Raw genomic sequence first — 17,217 nt, forward strand, 5'->3', positions numbered from 1 at the left:
GGAAGCGGTTCAAGGCGTTAAAGTCGTCCTCAGCTTTGCTGAAAGCGAGACCGAGCGGCGGGCCGCCAATGCCGTCAGTTCCCGATGCACGCCGCCGAGATGGGTCGTGACCGCAGCGCGAACTGCGTCACCGGCGCTGCGGCGTTTGTCATCGGCATCGGGCTCGAAAGCGAAACTCGGCGTCTTGGCATCCCACGTCGCTGCCGCGCGTATGGCGGCGAGAGTATCGGCATCGGGCGCGATCCCGAAATGGGGCAGGATTCGCCGTTCGACGGCATGGGGCAGGTCGGCATAATCGACGAACAGTCCCCCACCGATTTCGGCGTGGTCGACCGCCGCCTGGGTCACCCGATTGAGCACGCGGGCGATATACTCCTCTCTCGAGTGGCTGAGCGGATCGGGAATCGCGAAAACCGGATCGAGCTCTGTGCCAGGCACCGTCTGCGATCCGCGGATGCGCATTTGCGATACCATCACCTCGGTGGGATCGCGGAACAGGAAGACCCACGGCGTGTCGGGAAAGGCGGCGCGGAACAGCGGCAGCGCCAGGCTGTGCCAGCTGTCGGTCTTGATGACGTAGTGACGGCGATTGCCGAAGCGATCGCGGCCGAGCGCGGCGGCCATGCCGCGCAACAGCGCGACGCGTTGTTCGAGCGGAGCCTCGGGATGGCTGTGCGTCATTTGCACGATCGCATCGAGCGGCGGGGCCTCCGACACTACGATGCCGTCCGCCATCGCCGCGAGCATCTGCGACACCAGGGTGGAGCCGCAACGCGACATGTGGAAGATCAGGCCATCGGGTGCCGTCGCGGTGTCCGCCGGAGCCAGTTTGCCGAGAATGCCAAGGGGGGTGCAGACCTTGAGCAGCGCGTTGATCGGCCGGCGCTTGGCGCGGCGGAGCGAGTCCTCGAAGAACGACTCGTGGAGCGGGGCGTCCCCGAAATGGATCCAGTCAATTGCCAACTGGCCGGCCGCGGGGACCAATGCAGAAGGTAACCAGTTGCGGCCGGGCCAATCAGCCGTCGTTATTTGCTGCCCGGTAAAGCGCTCGATCCCCAACGGATCGCGCTTGCTGCCGGCAAGGATCGCCTCGGGCGTGATCGTGATGCCTGCGCCTGCCGCGACGCTGGCAGCCGCCACCGCAAAGGCATCGGCGCCGAGTATCAATGCCAGTCGGTCGGCGAGCGCTTCGTCGGCCAGAATCATCGCTCGGAGGCGGGCTAGGGCGTCGGGATCGGACATCGGGCGCTTGGCAATCGGATGGGAGGAGGAATAGGATCGATACCGGCCGCGCAGGAACACGCGGCCGAGGGGAGCCTTATCCTGACCGAATGGACGCAACAACCGGCCTTGACGCTGCCCGACCGCGCCCGGTTGGCACTGGCGTTCGATCCGGCGCGGTTGCAGGCCGATCTGGCGGCGGTCGAGGCGATGACCTGGACCGACCATTTCGTCCGGCAGAATTACGAGGGCCAATGGGACGTCCTGCCGCTCAGGCATCAGGCAGGGGCAACGCATCCCATCATGCAGGCTTATACCCCGCCCGAGGTGACCGACTTCGTCGATGCCGCCATCCTGGACCGGACGCCCTATTTCCGTGACGTACTGGCAACGATTCCCTGCCCGCTGAAAGCGGTCCGGCTGATGCGCCTCACACCGGGATCGAGGATCAAGGAGCATGCGGACCACGACCTTGCCGCCGATTGGGGCCAGGCACGGTTGCATATCCCGATCACGACCAATGCCGGCGTCACATTCCTGCTCAACCGCGTGCCCGTTGCGATGGCGCCCGGCGAGGCCTGGTATCTGCGTTTGTCCGATCCGCACGCGGTGGCCAATGACGGCGAGACCGACCGCGTCCATCTGGTGATCGATTGCGCAGCGAACGATTGGCTGATCGAGCAGATCGCGGCGTGACGCGGCACCGCTTCGACCGGCTGCGGCTGATCCAGACACAGATCAACGAGCGGCCGCGGCTGCGCGAATGGCTGACGTGGCTGCGCCACGGCGCGCGCGACCTGGACGTCGTGCTGTTCAAGCGCAAGCTCAGGATCAACGCGTTGCGCGAGAATGGCTATTACCGCGCCGCGCGATTGGCGCATGCCAACAGCCTGTTGCGCGACGAGACATTGGTGATGCAGCGGGTCAGCATGATGCTGGGCGACGGCGTCACCTTTGTCGATGTCGGCGCCAACATCGGCATTTTCTCCGCGGTCATTGCCGATGCGCAGCGACTGTTCCGCGATTTTCGCGTGGTCGCCTTCGAGGCCGACCCTGCAACGTTCGCGCGGCTCGCGGTCAATGCCGAACGCTTCGGGTTCGACGCGGTCAACGTCGCGCTGGCGGCGGAAACGGGCGAGCTCGACTTCGCGACCGGCGCGGTGTCGGGGATCGCGACGCGCCGCGACCGTGCGGGCCGCGCGCATATCGCCGGGCGCGGCTTCGCCGTCGCGGCGCGGCGGCTGGACAGTTTCGATCTGCCGGGCAAGCTGGTGATCAAGATCGACGTCGAACAAATGGAGTTGGAGGTGCTCGAAGGCGCCCGCGGACTGTTCGTGGCGGGGCGAGTCGCGGCCGTCTATCTCGACGAGTTCGACGACAAAGAGGCGGTGCTCGATTTCCTCTCCGGATATGGATTCGACCTGATGGCACCATCGCGCCTTAACGCGTTCGCCCCCCGCTGCCGCGCGCTGTTCGCCATCCGCCGCGAGGGCTGATCGTCAGACCCCGTGATATTCGCGGTACCATGACACGAAATTGGGTACGCCAACCTCGATCGGCGTCGCCGGGCTGAACCCCAAATCGCGTTCGATCGCGCTGATATCGGCATAGGTGGCGGGGACGTCGCCGGGCTGCATCGGCTGATAGTCGCGGATCGCCTTCACCCCGCAGGCATTCTCGATCAGGTCGATCATCTTGCCGAGCTCTTCGGAGCGATGGTTGCCGATATTGTAGATGGCGTGCGGGGTGCGGCTGCCACCGGCCTTTTCCTCGCCATCGTCCTTGGGCGCCGAATCGAGGCACGACACCACGCCGGTGACGATGTCGTCGATATAGGTGAAGTCGCGGCGCATATCGCCATTGTTGAACACCGGAATCGGGCGGCCTTCGAGGATCGCCTTGGTGAAGATCCACATCGCCATGTCGGGGCGGCCCCAGGGGCCATAGACGGTGAAGAAGCGCAGGCCGGTCTGCGGCAACCGGTAGAGGCTGGCATAGGTCTCGCTCATCAGCTCGTCGGCCTTCTTGGTCGCGGCATAGAGCGACAGCGGATGGTCGACGCGGTCCTCGACCCGGAAGGGGAGTTGGTCGTTGCCGCCATAGACTGACGAGGACGAGGCGTAGACGAGGTGCTGGAGCTTTCGATGCCGCGCGATCTCCATCACGTTGAGATGCCCGACCAGGTTCGACTGGACATAGGCGCGGGGGTTGTCGATTGAATAACGGACGCCCGCTTGTGCGCCCAGGTGGACGATGCGGTCGAACTCCTTGCTCGCCAGCGACGCCTCGAGCGCTTCGTGATCGGCGAAGTCCACCTGGATGAACTCGAATCGGTTGGTATTGAGCCCGTGGATCAGCGCGATGCGGTCACGCTTGAGGTCGACCGAATAATAATCGTTGAGGTTGTCGATGCCGATCACGATGTCGCCGCGGTCGAGCAATCGCCGGATCACCCAACTGCCGATGAATCCGGCCGCGCCGGTCACGAGTACGCGCATCAAATTACTCCTAAAGCGTCCAGCGCGCTGTGCCGGTCATTTCGGGAACGCCATTCTTGATATCGGCGAACAGACCGCCTGGGGCGACCAGTCGAGCCAATCCGCCGTCCATGTCGAGATAGGCCTGGTGCGGCACCGCGAGCACGACGAGGTCATAGCTGCGACTCAGCGCGTCGCCGTCGAGCGTGATGCCATATTCGTGCGTCGCCTCGGCGGGGTCGGCCATCGGGTCGTGGACGGTGACGTCATGACCGTGCGCATCGAGCGCAGTCACCAGTTCGGCGACCTTGGAGTTGCGCAGATCGGGGACATTTTCCTTGAAGGTCAGGCCAAGCACCAAGGCCGAACCCGTCTTGCCGGCGCGAGCGTGAATTTGCCCGGCGATCCAGCTCGACATGCCGTCATTGGTGCCGCGCCCCGCCAGGATGACGCGCGGATCGTGGCCGACCTCTTCCGCCAGGTGGCTGAGATAATAGGGGTCGACGCCGATACAGTGACCGCCGACCAGCCCGGGCTGAAAGGGCAGGAAATTCCACTTGGTTTGTGCCGCGGCCAGCACGTCCCATACCGACAGATCGATCGCGCCGAAGATTCGCGCGATCTCGTTCATGAAGGCGATGTTGATGTCGCGCTGCGCGTTCTCGATCGCCTTGGCGGCCTCGGCGGCCTTGATCGACGCGGCGCGGAACACGCCGGCCGAGGTGACCTTGCCGTAGATCGCCTCAAGCCGGTCGGTAGTCGCCTCGTCCTCGCCGGCGATGACCTTGACGATACGGTCGACGGTATGTTCGCGGTCGCCGGGATTGATCCGCTCGGGCGAATAACCGAGCGTGAAGTCGCGGCCGCGCGCGAGGCCGGAGACCTTTTCAATCTCCGGTCCGCAAATCTGTTCGGTGACACCGGGATAAACAGTGCTCTCGTAAATGATCGTCGGGCGTTCGGCGGCGTCGATCATCCTGGCGACCATCCGCGTCGCGCCCATCACCGCGCCGAGATCGGGACGTTTGTTGGCGTCGATCGGGGTGGGGACGGTGACGATATAGGCGCTCGCCGCGGGGCAGGCCGATGGGTCGGACGTGTAATTGAGGGTTGAGGCGCCGAGCGTGGCCTGGTCGATTTCGCCGGTCCGGTCATGGCCTTGAGTCAGCTCGGCGATGCGGCCGGCGTCGATGTCGACGCCCCAGACTTCGAAATGGCGGGCGAGCGCGATGGCCAAAGGCAGGCCGACATACCCCAGGCCGACGACGACAAGCTTCACACGCGCTCCTTCGTAACGCCGGATCGGATGGGCGCGCCCGGCACCCGCCTCCCCCGGACCACCGGCCCTTAGCGGCGAAGCCGACAACGGCCAAGCTGGCTTGACTCCCGCGTCTCGGCTAGCGACCCGAGGATGATCAAGTCGTTAAGGCCATTGCTTGCTTTTGCCCTGATCGCCGCCGGGCCGTCCGCCGACGACCAGGCGACCCTTGTCGTCCGTGCCTTACTGCAGCAGGACGTAGCGGTGGCGACGATCGGCTATCGGTTGGCGACCGCCAATGTCGATCTGTGCGTCGAGCACATGGTCGAGAGCGGCATGCTGATCGAGACGTTGGGTCAGTATGGCGCGACGTTCCGGCCCGCCGCACGACAGGTGCTGGGGCTGAGCGATGGCCCGACCGTCGCGCTGGTCGTGGCGGGATCACCCGCCGAGCGCGCTGGGCTCAAGCCGGGAGACGTGCTCGTCGATGCCGACGGCGTGCCGTTCGCGGCGGCACCGCCTAGCTCGGCCGACGGGCGATTCGCTGGCGTCGAGGCGGCGATGACCGCGCTCGATACGGCGCTGGCCGACGGCAAAGCGCGGCTGACGATCGTGCGCAATGGGCAGCGGATGACGGTCGACCCGATCGGCGTCGCGGCCTGCAAGGCACGGTTTCAATTGGTGCCGGGCGACTATGCCGATGCCGTGGCGAACGGCACATGGGTGCAATTGTCGACGCGGATGGCGGGGTTCGCAAAGACACCCGACGAACTGGCTGCCATCCTCGCGCATGAACTCGCACACAACGCCCTCGGACATCGCAAGGCCAAGGCGAAAGTCCAGCGTTTGCAAGAGCTTCAGGCCGACCGGCTGATGCCCTATCTAATGGCGCGGGCGGGGTTCGATCCCGGTGCGGCTGTCGTGCTGTGGCGACGATTTCAGGCGCAGCGGCTGGGCGGCTTGTTTCCGAGTGTGACGCACCCTTCATGGTCGGACCGCGTGCGCGCAGTCGAAATCGAACGCGCGCGGATCACCGGCCTGGTGTCCCGAGGCGATACGATCGTTCCACCGGACGATTTGAAGTCGCGATGAATGTTGCGCCAGATCAATAGACTCGGGCCGCTGTCTGGGTGTAACGCGCTGTAACAACCGTGCCGCAGCGACTTTAAGGGGAATTTGGTCACATGCTGATGAGCCGGGCCAAGGCAGCGACGCGCCCGCGATCGAGCATCTTCGAGTCCTTCCGCGTCGAAGCTTTCGCGGTGCTGGTGCTCGCCGTGCTCGTGCCCAGCATGCTGATCAGCCGTCCGATCCTGCTCGACAATCCCAATGCGGCAACGCTGGTGGGGGGAGTCGACAATGTCATTCTCGGCGCGGCGATCGGCGCCATCCTCGGGCTGTTCCTGTTGCGTCGGGTGACCGCGTTCCCCGGGTCACGCGTGTTCAGCTATATCATTCCGACTTATGCGACGTCGTATGGGCTGGTGTTCGCGGCCTTCTTCTTTCTCCGACTCGACTATAGCCGCGCCTACCTAGGTACTTCCGCCGCGCTGGCGGCGGTAACCTCCTACACGATCCATTTCTATCTGCTGCGCGCCACGACCAAACCCTTTTACATCGTCCCGTTCGGCAAGACCTCGGCGCTGACCGAATTGCCCAATGTCGAATGGATTCCGCTGACCGAGCCGGTCATGCCGCCGGGGCGCGAGACGGTGATCGTCGCCGATCTGCGGTACGACCATGACGACGATTGGGAACGCATGCTCGCCGAGGCCGCGGTCAACGGCCATCCTGTCTATCACGTCAAGCAGATCCGCGAATCACTGACCGGGCGCGTATCGATCGAGCATCTGTCGGAAAACAGCTTCGGGTCGCTGCTCCCCAATCTCGCCTATCGCAAGATGAAGCGGGGTTTCGATCTGTTGCTGACGCTCGTCGCCCTCCCGGTCCTGATCGTGCCGATGCTGTTGATCGCGTTGCTGGTGAAGATCGACTCGAAGGGGCCGGTGCTCTTCAAACAGGAACGAATGGGCTATCGTGGCCGGCCGTTCATGGTGTGGAAGTTCCGCACGATGCGTGAATGCACGCCCGAGGAAGCGGCGCGCGACGGCTTCATCACCACCGATGACGATCAGCGCGTGACCCGCCTGGGTCGCTTCCTGCGCCGGACGCGGATCGACGAGCTGCCGCAGATGTGGAACATCATCAAGGGCGAGATGAGCTGGATCGGCCCGCGCCCCGAAGCCGTAGCGCTATCGACCTGGTACGAGCAGGAAATCCCGTTCTATTCATATCGCCACATCGTGCGGCCGGGGATCAGCGGCTGGGCGCAGGTCAACCAGGGGCATGTCGCCGACCTTGCCTCGGTCCATTACAAGCTCAATTACGACTTCTTCTACATCAAGCATTTTTCGGGCTGGCTCGACCTGCTGATCCTGTTGAAGACGGTCGGGACCGTGGTCAGCGGGTTCGGGGCGAAATAGCCGCCGCTAGCGAGTACAGACCCTAGGCCGGCCAGAGCCCGCGCGTGTCGTAGATCGCCTTGCCTGCCCGCCGGCTGGCGGCGACCCCACGGAATTCATGATGATCGACCAGCACGACGAGCACCTCGCAGTCGTCGAGTGCCTGGTCGAGCGTCACCTTGGTCGCACCGGTGCCGTCGAACGCCGGCGGCAGTGCGTCGACATGCGGCTCGACGACGCGGACGCGGTCGCCATATTTCTTTGCCAGTTCGATCGCGATTTCGAGCGCGGGGCTTTCGCGCAGATCGTCGATATTGGCTTTGAACGACAGGCCTAGACACGCGATCGCGGCGTCCGGGTGCGCGTCCGCGAGTGCCGCCGTGCGCGCGAAGACGTAATGCGCCTTGCCGTCATTGACCTCGCGCGCGGTGCGGATCAGCCGAGCATTCTCAGGGTCGCTATCGACGATGAACCAGGGATCGACCGCGATGCAATGCCCGCCGACACCGGGGCCGGGCTGGAGGATGTTGACGCGGGGATGGCGATTGGCCAGCCGGATGACTTCCCAGACGTCGAGGTCGAGCGTGTCGCAGACGATCGACAATTCGTTGGCGAACGCGATGTTGACGTCGCGGAACGAGTTTTCGACCAATTTGCACATTTCCGCGGCGCGCGCGGTGGTCGCGATACACTCGCCGGCGACGAAGCCCTTGTAGAAGTCCACCGCGCGTTCGGCACAAATGGCGCTGAGGCCGCCGATCGACCGGTCGTTGCTGACCAGTTCCTCGAGGATCTTTCCGGGCAGCACGCGTTCAGGGCAATAAGCGACGCAGACGTCGGTCGCTGCATCGCTACCGTCGGGGAAGCTGAGGTCGGGGCGCGCTTCCTTGAGCACGTCGCGCACCGCCTCGGTGGTGCCGACCGGGCACGTCGATTCGACGATCACCAGGCTGCCCTTGCGCACTGCCGGGGCGATCGAGCGGGTCGCCGCGAGGACATATTTGATGTCGGGCGCATGATTGTCGGTGAACGGCGTCGGCACCGCGATCACGAACACGTCGCTGGGTTCTGGCGCGAGCGCCGCGCGCAGCGAGCCGCTGGCAACCATCTCGTGCACCAAAGATTCGAGATTGGCTTCCTCGATATGGATGCGGCCGGCATTGATCGTCTCGACGACATGCGGGCTGATATCGATGCCGAGCACCGACGCGCCGCTGCGCGCGATCACCGCGGCAGTGGGCAGGCCGATATAGCCGAGACCGACGACGCAGACTGTCGCCACGTCAGGCGGCCGAATCGAGGATGATGCGGGCGATCCGCTCGCTGCTTTTGCCATCCCCGAACGGGTTGTGGGCGCGGGCCATTGCTTCATAGGCGGCCTTATCGTCCAAAAGGCGTGAAGCTTCGGTAACGATGACTTCCTCATCATTGCCGACCAATTTGGCGGTGCCGGCGGCGACACCTTCCGGCCGCTCAGTCGTCTCGCGCATCACCAGCACCGGCTTCGCGAGCGCCGGCGCTTCTTCCTGTACGCCCCCGCTGTCGGTCATCACGAAATGGCACAGCGACAGCAGGCGGACGAAATTGGGATAATCGAGCGGGTCGATCATCGCCACGTTGTCGATGCCTCCAAGCACCTCGGCCATCGGTGCGCGGACATTAGGATTGGGATGGACCGGGAAGATCACCGCGACGTCCGGGCGATCGGCGATTCGGCGGACCGCCTGGGCCACCGATTTCAGCCCATCGCCGAAATTTTCCCGTCGGTGTGTCGTTACGGCAACTATGCGTTTGCCGGCAAAGCGCGCGGCGATCGGCGCGATCGTCGAAGCAAGCGCGGGATCCGAATCGACTCGCGCGCGCGTCTCGATCAATGCGTCGATCACGGTGTTGCCGGTGACATGGATCCGCTCGGCCGGAACATTTTCGGCGAGCAAGGCGTCGCGTGAGGTTTCGGTGGGCGCAAAATGCAGGTCGGCGATCGCGCCTACGACCTTGCGATTCACCTCTTCGGGCCAGGGGTGATAGATGTTGCCGCTGCGCAAGCCGGCCTCGACATGGCCGACCGGGATCTTGCGATAATAAGCGGTCAGCGCGCCGATCATTGCTGTCGCGGTGTCGCCCTGGACGATGACGCGGTCGGGCCGGTCGGCGTCCATGACCTTGCCCAGCTCGGTCAGCAGTCGCGCGCTGAGCGTGTCGAGCGACTGGTTGGGCAGCATCAGGTCGAGATCGTGTTCGGGCGTAATGCGCGCTATCTCAAGGACCTGGTCGAGCATCTCGCGGTGCTGTCCGGTGACGCACACGCGCACCTCGGCATCGGTGCGGCGAAGCGCATGGACCAAGGGAAAGAGCTTGATCGCTTCGGGGCGCGTCCCGAAGACCACGAGGATACGGGGACGAGCGGCAGAAGGCATGAACGCCCTTTCCCGGATTGGGTGACGCCAGACAAGCCCCATTCGTTTGGTGTGCCTATGGCGCCACAGTGATACGGATCATCAAGAGGAAGCGGCGATCCGTCCCGATTGCGCCAAAAAATCCTGGCCTATCGTCATCAAAATTTAACCGTTCGGGGTGAAGGCGGTGCATAGAAGCCACAGTCGGATAAAAAGGCTTTCGCAACGCAACGAATCCCGCCTATCGACGTTTGCGGAGTGTTGGCGGTGAGGCCGAATTGGGGCTGGGAACGATCCCGGAACGATCGGCACTATGGTTGACAGTTGGCGCGTTTGTGTGGCAAGCGCGTTGAGAAATTGGAACAGATAACCAAGGGAGTTTGCTAATGGTGCTGTTTAAGTCCGCTGTTGCGGCGCTCGCGTCGGTGGCGCTCGCGGCGACCCCGGCGCTGGCTCAGGCTGCGCCCGCCAAGGGTACGGTCATGGCCAAGGTCAGCACCGTGCGCGCTGGCGCCGATGCCAAGGATGCCAATCACCTCAATGGCAGCGGCACCATCGTTGCGGTCCTCGCGGTGATTGCCATCATCGGCGGCATCGTTGCCGCCACCTCGGGTAGCTCGAAGCCGAAGAGCCCGTGATCGGTTTCTAACCGGATATTGCGGGGCGCGGAGTTTTTCGGACTTCGCGCCCTTCTTATTTGTGCTGAACTTCCCGGACGGCGGTGCGCCGAGCCGGGTTTTTTAGTGCGCTGAGCCGACCATCGCGTGGTGCATCCAGGGTCCTGCCACGCTAGGCCCATACCGACACGTGCCCGAAGGACCCGGGCGATTGCCAAGGAAGCGACAGTGGCCGACGGATCCGAAACCGCCATCAGCTGGCACGATTCGATCGCGCCTGCATTTCGCGACGGGTATGTCCGGTCGCGCGGCTTTCGCGATCGCCTGCGCGCCTGGGGCACGCTCATTGAACGTTATGCCCGGCCAGGCGACCAAGTGGTCGATGCGGGGTGCGGGGCCGGCACCTTGTCGTTCGAGGCGGCTAGGATCGCCGCTTATGTCGACGGCATCGATGGCGCGGAACGGATGATCGACTTGGCGCGCGCTGGTGCCGACGAGCGGGGGATCACGAATGTGTCGTTCCAGGTGGCGTTGTTCGAAACATTGTCCGATCGCGCGGGGCGATATGATTTGGCATTGTGTTCCAGCGTGCTCGAATATCTCCCCGACCTCGCGACCGAGATAGCTCGACTGGCGGCCTTGCTCCGCCCGGGCGGTCGACTGATCTTGTCGCTGCCCAACGGACGGTCGCACTATCGCCGATTCGAAGCGCTTGCCTGGCGACTGACCGGGCGGCCGCGTTACTATCGGCATGTCCGCCATGTTCCGGCCTCGACCGAGGTCCGCGAGATCCTGCGAGGCCTCGGCCTTAATGTGCTGGAGACGGTCTATTACGCCGATCCGCCATTGCCGCGTTTCGTCAACCGTCTGGCCGGCGGTCCACGCTATCGCAAGACCATGTTCGCGATGGTCGCAGCGCGCGATTGATCGACCGGGTTAAACCTCGGGACGAACGGATATTCAGCGCAGCCGCGTGATGTCGAGCCCGTCGATATAAAGCGCGAGCGTGTCGAACGTCGTGTCGCGTGCGGTCCCCGTCAACGCCAGCTGTTGCTGGTCGCATTTCGACGGCACATCGAATTCGACCGCATAACGGCCGAGTTGGCCGGGCACTGGATTGACCGGCGCGGTAGCGAGCACCCCTGTTGCGCCCTTGGTCATGCAGACGATCGACCAGCGAAAGACCCCCGCGTCGATCGCGTCCTCGGCATAGGCACGCCCCACGAATCGATAGCGACCGGCCGGGAGCACCAGTTCCTGGTTGGCGAAGACCGTCTCGCGCTCGCCCGAATAGGAGACATACAGCGCGCTGCCCATACCCGCCGGGCCGGTGCTCCGCTCCGCGTAGACGCCGTCGGCGGGGTAAAGCCGCCATCCGAACGGCGGCGACGCATCGAGCCCGGTAAAGTCCCCTTCGCGCAGCAAGCCCTTACCCGCCGATTGCGCGCTGGGTGGCAGCAAAGCGACCCATTGCGCGAACAGCTGGGTCGGCGACAGGCGATCGGCCATCTTGATGAAATAGGGATCGAGCTCTTCCTTGGCGGCCGGCGAGCCGATCGCCTTCAGTCGGGTCAACAGCGCCAAGGTCGCATCGGGATAGGGATTGTCGCTGCCGAGCCGGGTGAGGAACGTACTCCTCCAATAGGGCCGCGTGGCGAGCACCCTTGCCAGCGGATCGATGATCCTGGGGTCGCGGGTCAGCGCGATCAGCGCGGGAAGGATGACCGGCCAGTTCTGGTCGTCCTGGCGGAGTAGGATGTCCGCTTCGGTCACGGCCGGCGCGACCTGGTTCGTGCGGAACCGATAGTCAAGCAGCCAGGCATGAGTCAGGTAATCGCGCAACGACAGCCGCGCGGCGATGTCGAGCAGCTTGGCCGCGCCTTTCTCATCGTCGTTCGACGCGGCGATGATGCCGATGTTGCGGAGTGCCACGACCTCATAGGGCGAATGTTCGAGGAGCCTCTTGCTGTCGGCGGCGAGCTTTGCTGCCGGCGCACCGAGTTCGACCGTCTTCAGCCGTTCATTGGCATCCGTGCTGAGCGCGTTGGTATTGGTCGGATCGATGCGGAGCGCGAGTCGGGCGGTAGTCGGCGTGGCGAGCAGGAACGCCAGCCCCGACCGCAGCGTGAAGACGCCGGCGACGAGCGCGAGCGTCAGCACGACGACCCGAACGGTCACCGTGCCACGGCGCAGGGCGATCATTGCCATTACGCGCCCGCCTCGGGGCTCAGCCCGTCACGCGTTTCATGAAGCCGATCCGCTTGTCGCCATAATCGTAATTATAGCCGTAATCGTAGCCGATCTTCTTGGCGTCGAACTTGGTCAGCACCGCGCCGAGGATATTGGCATGGACGTCGGCAAGGCGGCGCAGCGACACGCGTGCGGTCCGAGTATGGGTGTTGCGCGCGGCGATCACGAACATTGTCGCTTCGGCATAGCTCGCGATCAGCGGCGCGTCGGCGAGGCCGAGCACCGGCGGGCCGTCGACGACGATATGGTCATAGCCTTCTTTGAGCAGTCGATCGAAGGTCTGCGACAGGTTGGAGCCCGCCAGCAATTCGGCCGGGTTGGGCGGGATCGGCCCCGAGCTCATGATCCACAGGCGATCGACTGGGCCCTTGCGGATATAAGTGTCGATGTCGGTCGCACCGGCAAGGATGTTGGTGAGCCCGCCCGTATTGGCGAAGCCCATCATCTTGTGCACCGACGGGTTGCGCAAATCGGCGTCGATCAGGATCGTCTTCTTGCCGAGCGACGCGAAGTTGCGCGCCACCGCCATCGCCGTGGTCGACTTGCCTTCGGACGGCCGCGAACTCGTCACGAACAGGACGCGCGGCGCACCCTTGCTGGTGGTGAGCCGGAGCGCTGTCTGGAGTGAAAGATAGGCTTCGGCGAGTGGCGTCTTGCTATCCTCGAGCAGGTCGATTGAGACGTCGGAATCGGGCACGCGTGGTACGCTGCCCAACAGCGGCACGCCCAGCTTCCGTTCGAGATCGTGCGGCGCGATGATCGACTCGTCGAGCTGTTCGAGGATGAACGCGACCGCGCCACCGACCAGCGTGCCGAGCAACAGCCCGAGCAGGAGATTCATCGAGGTGCGCGGCGTTACCGGGCTGCCCGACGGGAGCGCGGTGTCGACCACCGAAACGTTGTTGGTCCCGACGCCGCCGGCGATGCCGATCTCCTTGTAGCGCTGGAGCAGCGCGTCATAGAGCGCGCGGTTGGTGTCGGCGTCGCGCTGCAGCGTGTTGTACTGGACGGTACGGCCGCGCAGGTCGATCACATTGGTCTTGAGCTTGTCGACTTGTCCTTGAAGTTCGCCCTGGCGCTGGGCCGCCGCCTGATAAGCGGCGCGGAGTGAATCGAGCACCACCGCACCCTGCTTGCCGAGCTGCCTGTCGAGTTCGCTGATCTGCTGGCGAAGCGCGACCATCTGCGGATAGTCCGAGCGGAATTGCGCCGACAGGCGCTGATATTCGGCCTGCAACTGCGAGCGCTGGCTGCGCAGTGCGGCGACGGTGCCGTCTTGCAAGCTCTCGGGCGCGTTCAACCCCTGGCTGCGCGCGGCTTGCTGATAGTGCGATTCGGCTTGAGCGCGATCGATCTTGGCGGCGTTGAGCGCGTCGTTAAGCGCGCGCAGGTCGGTCGATTCGACCGACGCACCGTTCGATGCGTCCTGATCCTTGCCCGACGTGCCGTTCTCGTAGTTGATGATCCGCTGCTGGCCGGCATAAGCGACCAGCGCGCGTTCGGACGCCTCGAGCTTCTGGCGGGTGTTTTCGATCTGCTGCTGCAGGAACTGGCGCGCATAAGCGGTCGCCTGGAACCGGCGATTGAGATTGGATGCGATGAAGTTCTTGGCGATCGAATTGACGATCGTGGCCGACAACGCCGGATCCGGACTATCGAAGCTAAGTTGGACCAGGCTCGAGCCGCGGACCGGTTCGACCGTCAAATGTCCCATCAGCAGTCGAGCGGCAGTCAATTCGCGACGTTTGCGATCGCCACCAAGTGCATCGGCCGGCGCTTTCTTGCCGGTATAGCCGTAGAGGAAGGTCGGGTTGTCGGCGAGGCGCAGCGACGCAACCGTCTGTTCGGCCAGAGCGCGGCTGCGCAGCAGGCCATATTGCGTCTGGTAGAATTCCTGGGCAGCCGCCGCTTGGCGAGGTTGGGCATCGTCGGTATTGACTACCCGTGCCGCCTCGCGCGCAATCTCCATCGACCCAGTCGAGCGATACAGTTTTACCGTCGTCGCGTTGACGAACACCGCCGCCAGCACGCCCGCGGCGATGATCGCCAGGACGATCCAGCGCTGCCGAATCAGTATCTGAAGATACTGGGTCAGCGGGCTTTCCGCGTCCTGCTGCTGCAGGAAATGTTCGAGCGCCAGCCGCGAATCGGGGCCGCGGTCCGCCGCGGGGCCGCCGAGATCGAGCGGAAGGGTATTGGTTGCCAAGGGAAAGCCTTATCTTGTGATCTGATAGAAGATGCCGAGGACCGGCGCGACGGAGATGATGTCCTTGAACAGCGCACGCCCAGCGTTGTTGCCGATCACGATCACGTCGTTGCCGTAGATTTCTGGATCGACCGTGCGTGCGCCACGGATATCCTTGATATTGAACCGGGCGACCATCTTCTGCCCGTTGATTGTGCGGAATACTACCGCCTCGCTCAGCCGCGCATAGTCGGACGGGCCACCAGCGGCTGCGAGCATGCGCAGCAGGGTGGTGCGGCCGACGACCGCATATTGGCCGGGCTTCATCACACTGCCTTCGACCGTGACCATCGCGCTCACCGCTTCGGTCACGCTGACCGATACCTGCGGATTGCGGACGTAGCGCTGGTCGAGCGCGGCCGCGATCTTGGACGACAGTGAATTGGGCGTCTCGCCAATCGCCTTGACCTGGCCGATCAGCGGCATGGCGAGATTGCCCGCGCCGTCGACCTGGCCGTTCGTCGTCAAATCCGGCACGCCGAACACCGTGACGGTCAGCTTGTCGAGCGGGCCGATGCGGTAATCGGCCTGGTCGCGCGTCATATCCTCGACCGACGGGACGGGCAGCGTCGTCTGGGGAGTAGCCGCGGTTGCCACGTCGGGCTTGTAATTGGGGCCTGCGCATGCGCCCAGGCCAGCCGCGAGCGCGCACGCTACGATAAGCTTACGAGTAATGTTCGCCTCCCTGCGCCGCGAGTCCGCGGTCGATTGCCCTGACGGGTACCACATCCTGATTTTGCCCATATACCCCAAAAGCGTCCTCGCCCAAATCGCTGCGCGATCTTGAGCGGCTCGCACCGGCTTCCTCCGGGACGGTCAGGAACGCGGCGAGAAAACCGAATATGCAGGCGATCGTTCCCGTCCGCATCGGATAATCGCCCATGCCGTGCGCCATAATCATCGTCATGAACAGCGCCGCCGTCGCTTGTTGCCGCCGCATGCGCGAGGAATCGTCGCCACGATACCAGATGCGCACGACGCGGATCACGAACCAGACGAGGAACGCCAGGATCAACAGCATGCCGACCAGGCCGCCTTCGATCGCGACCTGCAAGTAATCCTGATGCGCCTGGTTCCAATAGCCGAAGCTCAGCTCGCTGGCCCGTTCATAGCTCTTGTACACCGGCTCGAAGCTGCCCAGGCCGGAACCGAATGGAAAGAAATCGTGCGCGACATGGGCAAACTTCGGCAAAAGCCCGATCCGTTCGTGCGTGCCGTCGTCGATCTGAAAACGATCCGACAAGACGCGGCCGCTGAGCACCAGGCCCAGGCCGCCGGCGAGCGCCAACGTCACGACGGCGGAGCCACCCAGCACGTAGCTGCGCTTCAGGCCGATCCGTTCGAGCGGGAGCATCGCCAGCCCGCCGAGCAGGCCGGCCACGGAAAAGATCGCTCCCGCGCGCGAACTGGTTCCGGCGATGCCGAACAGCAATACGCCGATCGCCAGTCCGCAGACGACCGCCGCCGGGGCCGGGATGCGACCGCTTACCGTCATCGCGTCGGCCAGCCAGGCAAGCGCGATGACGATAGCGCCCGCCAGAAACAGCGCCAGATGGTTGGCGTTGGAAAAGAAGCCGACGCTCGAATCGTCGTTGGTCACATGATAGAAATAGGCCGGGCTGCCGGCCCCCATCGTCAGCTGGATGAGCCCGAGGGTCGCGCTGGCGAGCGCCAGCAGCAGCATCGCTCGCAACACCACGACACGGCCCGCATAATCGAGATGCTTGCCGAGCAGCCAGGCGGCCAGCGGCACGACCAGTGCGAGCAGGAAGTCGAGCGTCCGGCTGGGCGACAGGCTGATCGGTAGCCACGGTTTGTCGCCCAGCGCGGTATAGACCTGCTGCGCAAGGCCGCGGCCGGGCAGTGCGGTCCAGACCGACCAAGGGAGCGGGATGAGCTGGACCAGCGGCAATGCGAACAGCGCCGCCCAGAAGAACAACGCGCCGCGTTCGACGCGAAGCGGCGAGCGGTTGCGCGGCCAGAACAGATAGACGATCGCTGCCAGTGCCGCGAGGCGGGGCAGGATCGTCGTCCCGACTTCGTAGCGCGTCGCTCCGCCAAACAGGACAGCGACGCCAAGCAGCGCGAGTGCCGCGTAGAGCGTCTGCGGCCGGTTGGTGCTGAACGGATTGGGCAAACTTCCTCCGGCTCGGTCGGTCTGTCGTTGCCGCGGCGATGCCCGCGAAGCCGAGGCCCTAGCGACTGCTATGCGCGCTGCCAAGCTTGATGCCGCGCCTGGCTGGGGGTTGCTTTTGATCGTGCGCCGGTTACCCGGGCTCCCGACCCGTCGA

At 64.4% G+C, this 17,217-nt stretch carries 15 protein-coding genes; 6 read left to right on the forward strand and 9 right to left on the reverse strand.

What is annotated here, in order from left to right; genetic code table 11:
* Positions 1-9: 9 nt before the first annotated feature.
* The gene (locus AC1DQQ_RS02035) at positions 10-1,206 is read right to left on the reverse strand and encodes a sulfotransferase (RefSeq protein WP_478044131.1); all 1,197 of its coding nucleotides are present in this window, start codon (positions 1,204-1,206) and stop codon (positions 10-12) included.
* Between the two features lie 54 nt (positions 1,207-1,260).
* On the opposite strand from AC1DQQ_RS02035, the gene AC1DQQ_RS02040 reads away from it, so the two are divergent.
* Complete coding sequence (locus AC1DQQ_RS02040; RefSeq protein ID WP_478044132.1) at positions 1,261-1,917, forward strand: aspartyl/asparaginyl beta-hydroxylase domain-containing protein; 657 nt, start codon at positions 1,261-1,263, stop codon at positions 1,915-1,917.
* On the forward strand, positions 1,890-2,717 hold the full coding sequence (locus tag AC1DQQ_RS02045; RefSeq protein WP_478044133.1) for an FkbM family methyltransferase: 828 nt from the start codon (positions 1,890-1,892) through the stop codon (positions 2,715-2,717). Before AC1DQQ_RS02040 ends, AC1DQQ_RS02045 begins: the two co-directional genes overlap by 28 nt.
* Positions 2,718-2,720: 3 nt before the next feature.
* On the opposite strand, the gene AC1DQQ_RS02050 is transcribed toward AC1DQQ_RS02045, so the two are convergent.
* The gene (locus AC1DQQ_RS02050) at positions 2,721-3,719 is read right to left on the reverse strand and encodes an NAD-dependent epimerase/dehydratase family protein (protein WP_478027968.1); all 999 of its coding nucleotides are present in this window, start codon (positions 3,717-3,719) and stop codon (positions 2,721-2,723) included.
* A gap of 10 nt (positions 3,720-3,729) precedes the next feature.
* Positions 3,730-4,977 carry a nucleotide sugar dehydrogenase gene (locus AC1DQQ_RS02055; RefSeq protein WP_478027970.1) on the reverse strand — a complete coding sequence of 416 codons (1,248 nt, stop codon included), beginning with the start codon at positions 4,975-4,977 and terminating at the stop codon, positions 3,730-3,732.
* Between the two features lie 132 nt (positions 4,978-5,109).
* On the opposite strand from AC1DQQ_RS02055, the gene AC1DQQ_RS02060 reads away from it, so the two are divergent.
* The gene (locus AC1DQQ_RS02060) at positions 5,110-6,048 is read left to right on the forward strand and encodes a M48 family metalloprotease (RefSeq protein WP_478044134.1); all 939 of its coding nucleotides are present in this window, start codon (positions 5,110-5,112) and stop codon (positions 6,046-6,048) included.
* 92 nt (positions 6,049-6,140) lie between these two features.
* Entirely contained in the window at positions 6,141-7,439 is a 1,299-nt protein-coding gene (locus AC1DQQ_RS02065) for a sugar transferase (RefSeq protein WP_478027972.1), read from the forward strand.
* A gap of 22 nt (positions 7,440-7,461) precedes the next feature.
* On the opposite strand, the gene wecC is transcribed toward AC1DQQ_RS02065, so the two are convergent.
* Together wecC and wecB are read right to left on the reverse strand one after the other, a co-directional pair.
* A complete protein-coding gene (gene wecC, locus AC1DQQ_RS02070; protein ID WP_478044504.1) occupies positions 7,462-8,715 on the reverse strand; it encodes a UDP-N-acetyl-D-mannosamine dehydrogenase in 1,254 nt (417 codons plus the stop codon).
* Entirely contained in the window at positions 8,702-9,835 is a 1,134-nt protein-coding gene (wecB, locus tag AC1DQQ_RS02075; protein WP_478027974.1) for a non-hydrolyzing UDP-N-acetylglucosamine 2-epimerase, read from the reverse strand. The genes wecC and wecB overlap by 14 nt, the downstream gene beginning before the upstream one ends.
* A gap of 365 nt (positions 9,836-10,200) precedes the next feature.
* Here wecB and AC1DQQ_RS02080 point away from each other — a divergent pair, with 365 nt between their 5' ends.
* Positions 10,201-10,452, forward strand: coding sequence for a hypothetical protein (locus AC1DQQ_RS02080; protein ID WP_478027976.1), 252 nt, complete (start codon positions 10,201-10,203; stop codon positions 10,450-10,452).
* Between the two features lie 207 nt (positions 10,453-10,659).
* Positions 10,660-11,358, forward strand: a complete 699-nt coding sequence (locus AC1DQQ_RS02085) for a class I SAM-dependent methyltransferase (RefSeq protein ID WP_478027978.1) — start codon at positions 10,660-10,662, stop codon at positions 11,356-11,358.
* A gap of 33 nt (positions 11,359-11,391) precedes the next feature.
* On the opposite strand, the gene AC1DQQ_RS02090 is transcribed toward AC1DQQ_RS02085, so the two are convergent.
* From AC1DQQ_RS02090 to AC1DQQ_RS02105, 4 genes are all read right to left on the reverse strand, one after another.
* Entirely contained in the window at positions 11,392-12,639 is a 1,248-nt protein-coding gene (locus tag AC1DQQ_RS02090) for a hypothetical protein (protein WP_478027980.1), read from the reverse strand.
* 19 nt (positions 12,640-12,658) lie between these two features.
* Positions 12,659-14,887 (reverse strand): GumC family protein, encoded by a 2,229-nt coding sequence (locus AC1DQQ_RS02095; RefSeq protein WP_478027981.1) that lies wholly within the window; start codon positions 14,885-14,887, stop codon positions 12,659-12,661.
* A 9-nt stretch (positions 14,888-14,896) separates the two neighbouring features.
* Positions 14,897-15,523 carry a polysaccharide biosynthesis/export family protein gene (locus tag AC1DQQ_RS02100; RefSeq protein ID WP_478027983.1) on the reverse strand — a complete coding sequence of 209 codons (627 nt, stop codon included), beginning with the start codon at positions 15,521-15,523 and terminating at the stop codon, positions 14,897-14,899.
* A 67-nt stretch (positions 15,524-15,590) separates the two neighbouring features.
* Positions 15,591-17,063, reverse strand: coding sequence for an O-antigen ligase family protein (locus AC1DQQ_RS02105; protein WP_478040239.1), 1,473 nt, complete (start codon positions 17,061-17,063; stop codon positions 15,591-15,593).
* Positions 17,064-17,217 lie beyond the last annotated feature (154 nt).

This window comes from Sphingomonas sp. P4_G3, assembly GCF_056401105.1.

Excerpts from the sequence above, each read along its gene's own strand:
- AC1DQQ_RS02080 (WP_478027976.1), top strand. The coding sequence starts at position 10,201 with ATGGTGCTGTTTAAGTCCGCTGTTGCGGCGCTCGCGTCGGTGGCGCTC.
- wecB (WP_478027974.1), bottom strand. The coding sequence starts at position 9,835 with ATGCCTTCTGCCGCTCGTCCCCGTATCCTCGTGGTCTTCGGGACGCGC.
- AC1DQQ_RS02035 (WP_478044131.1), bottom strand. The coding sequence starts at position 1,206 with ATGATTCTGGCCGACGAAGCGCTCGCCGACCGACTGGCATTGATACTC.
- AC1DQQ_RS02090 (WP_478027980.1), bottom strand. The coding sequence starts at position 12,639 with ATGGCAATGATCGCCCTGCGCCGTGGCACGGTGACCGTTCGGGTCGTC.
- AC1DQQ_RS02040 (WP_478044132.1), top strand. The coding sequence starts at position 1,261 with ATGGGAGGAGGAATAGGATCGATACCGGCCGCGCAGGAACACGCGGCC.
- AC1DQQ_RS02065 (WP_478027972.1), top strand. The coding sequence starts at position 6,141 with ATGCTGATGAGCCGGGCCAAGGCAGCGACGCGCCCGCGATCGAGCATC.
- AC1DQQ_RS02050 (WP_478027968.1), bottom strand. The coding sequence starts at position 3,719 with ATGCGCGTACTCGTGACCGGCGCGGCCGGATTCATCGGCAGTTGGGTG.
- AC1DQQ_RS02060 (WP_478044134.1), top strand. The coding sequence starts at position 5,110 with ATGATCAAGTCGTTAAGGCCATTGCTTGCTTTTGCCCTGATCGCCGCC.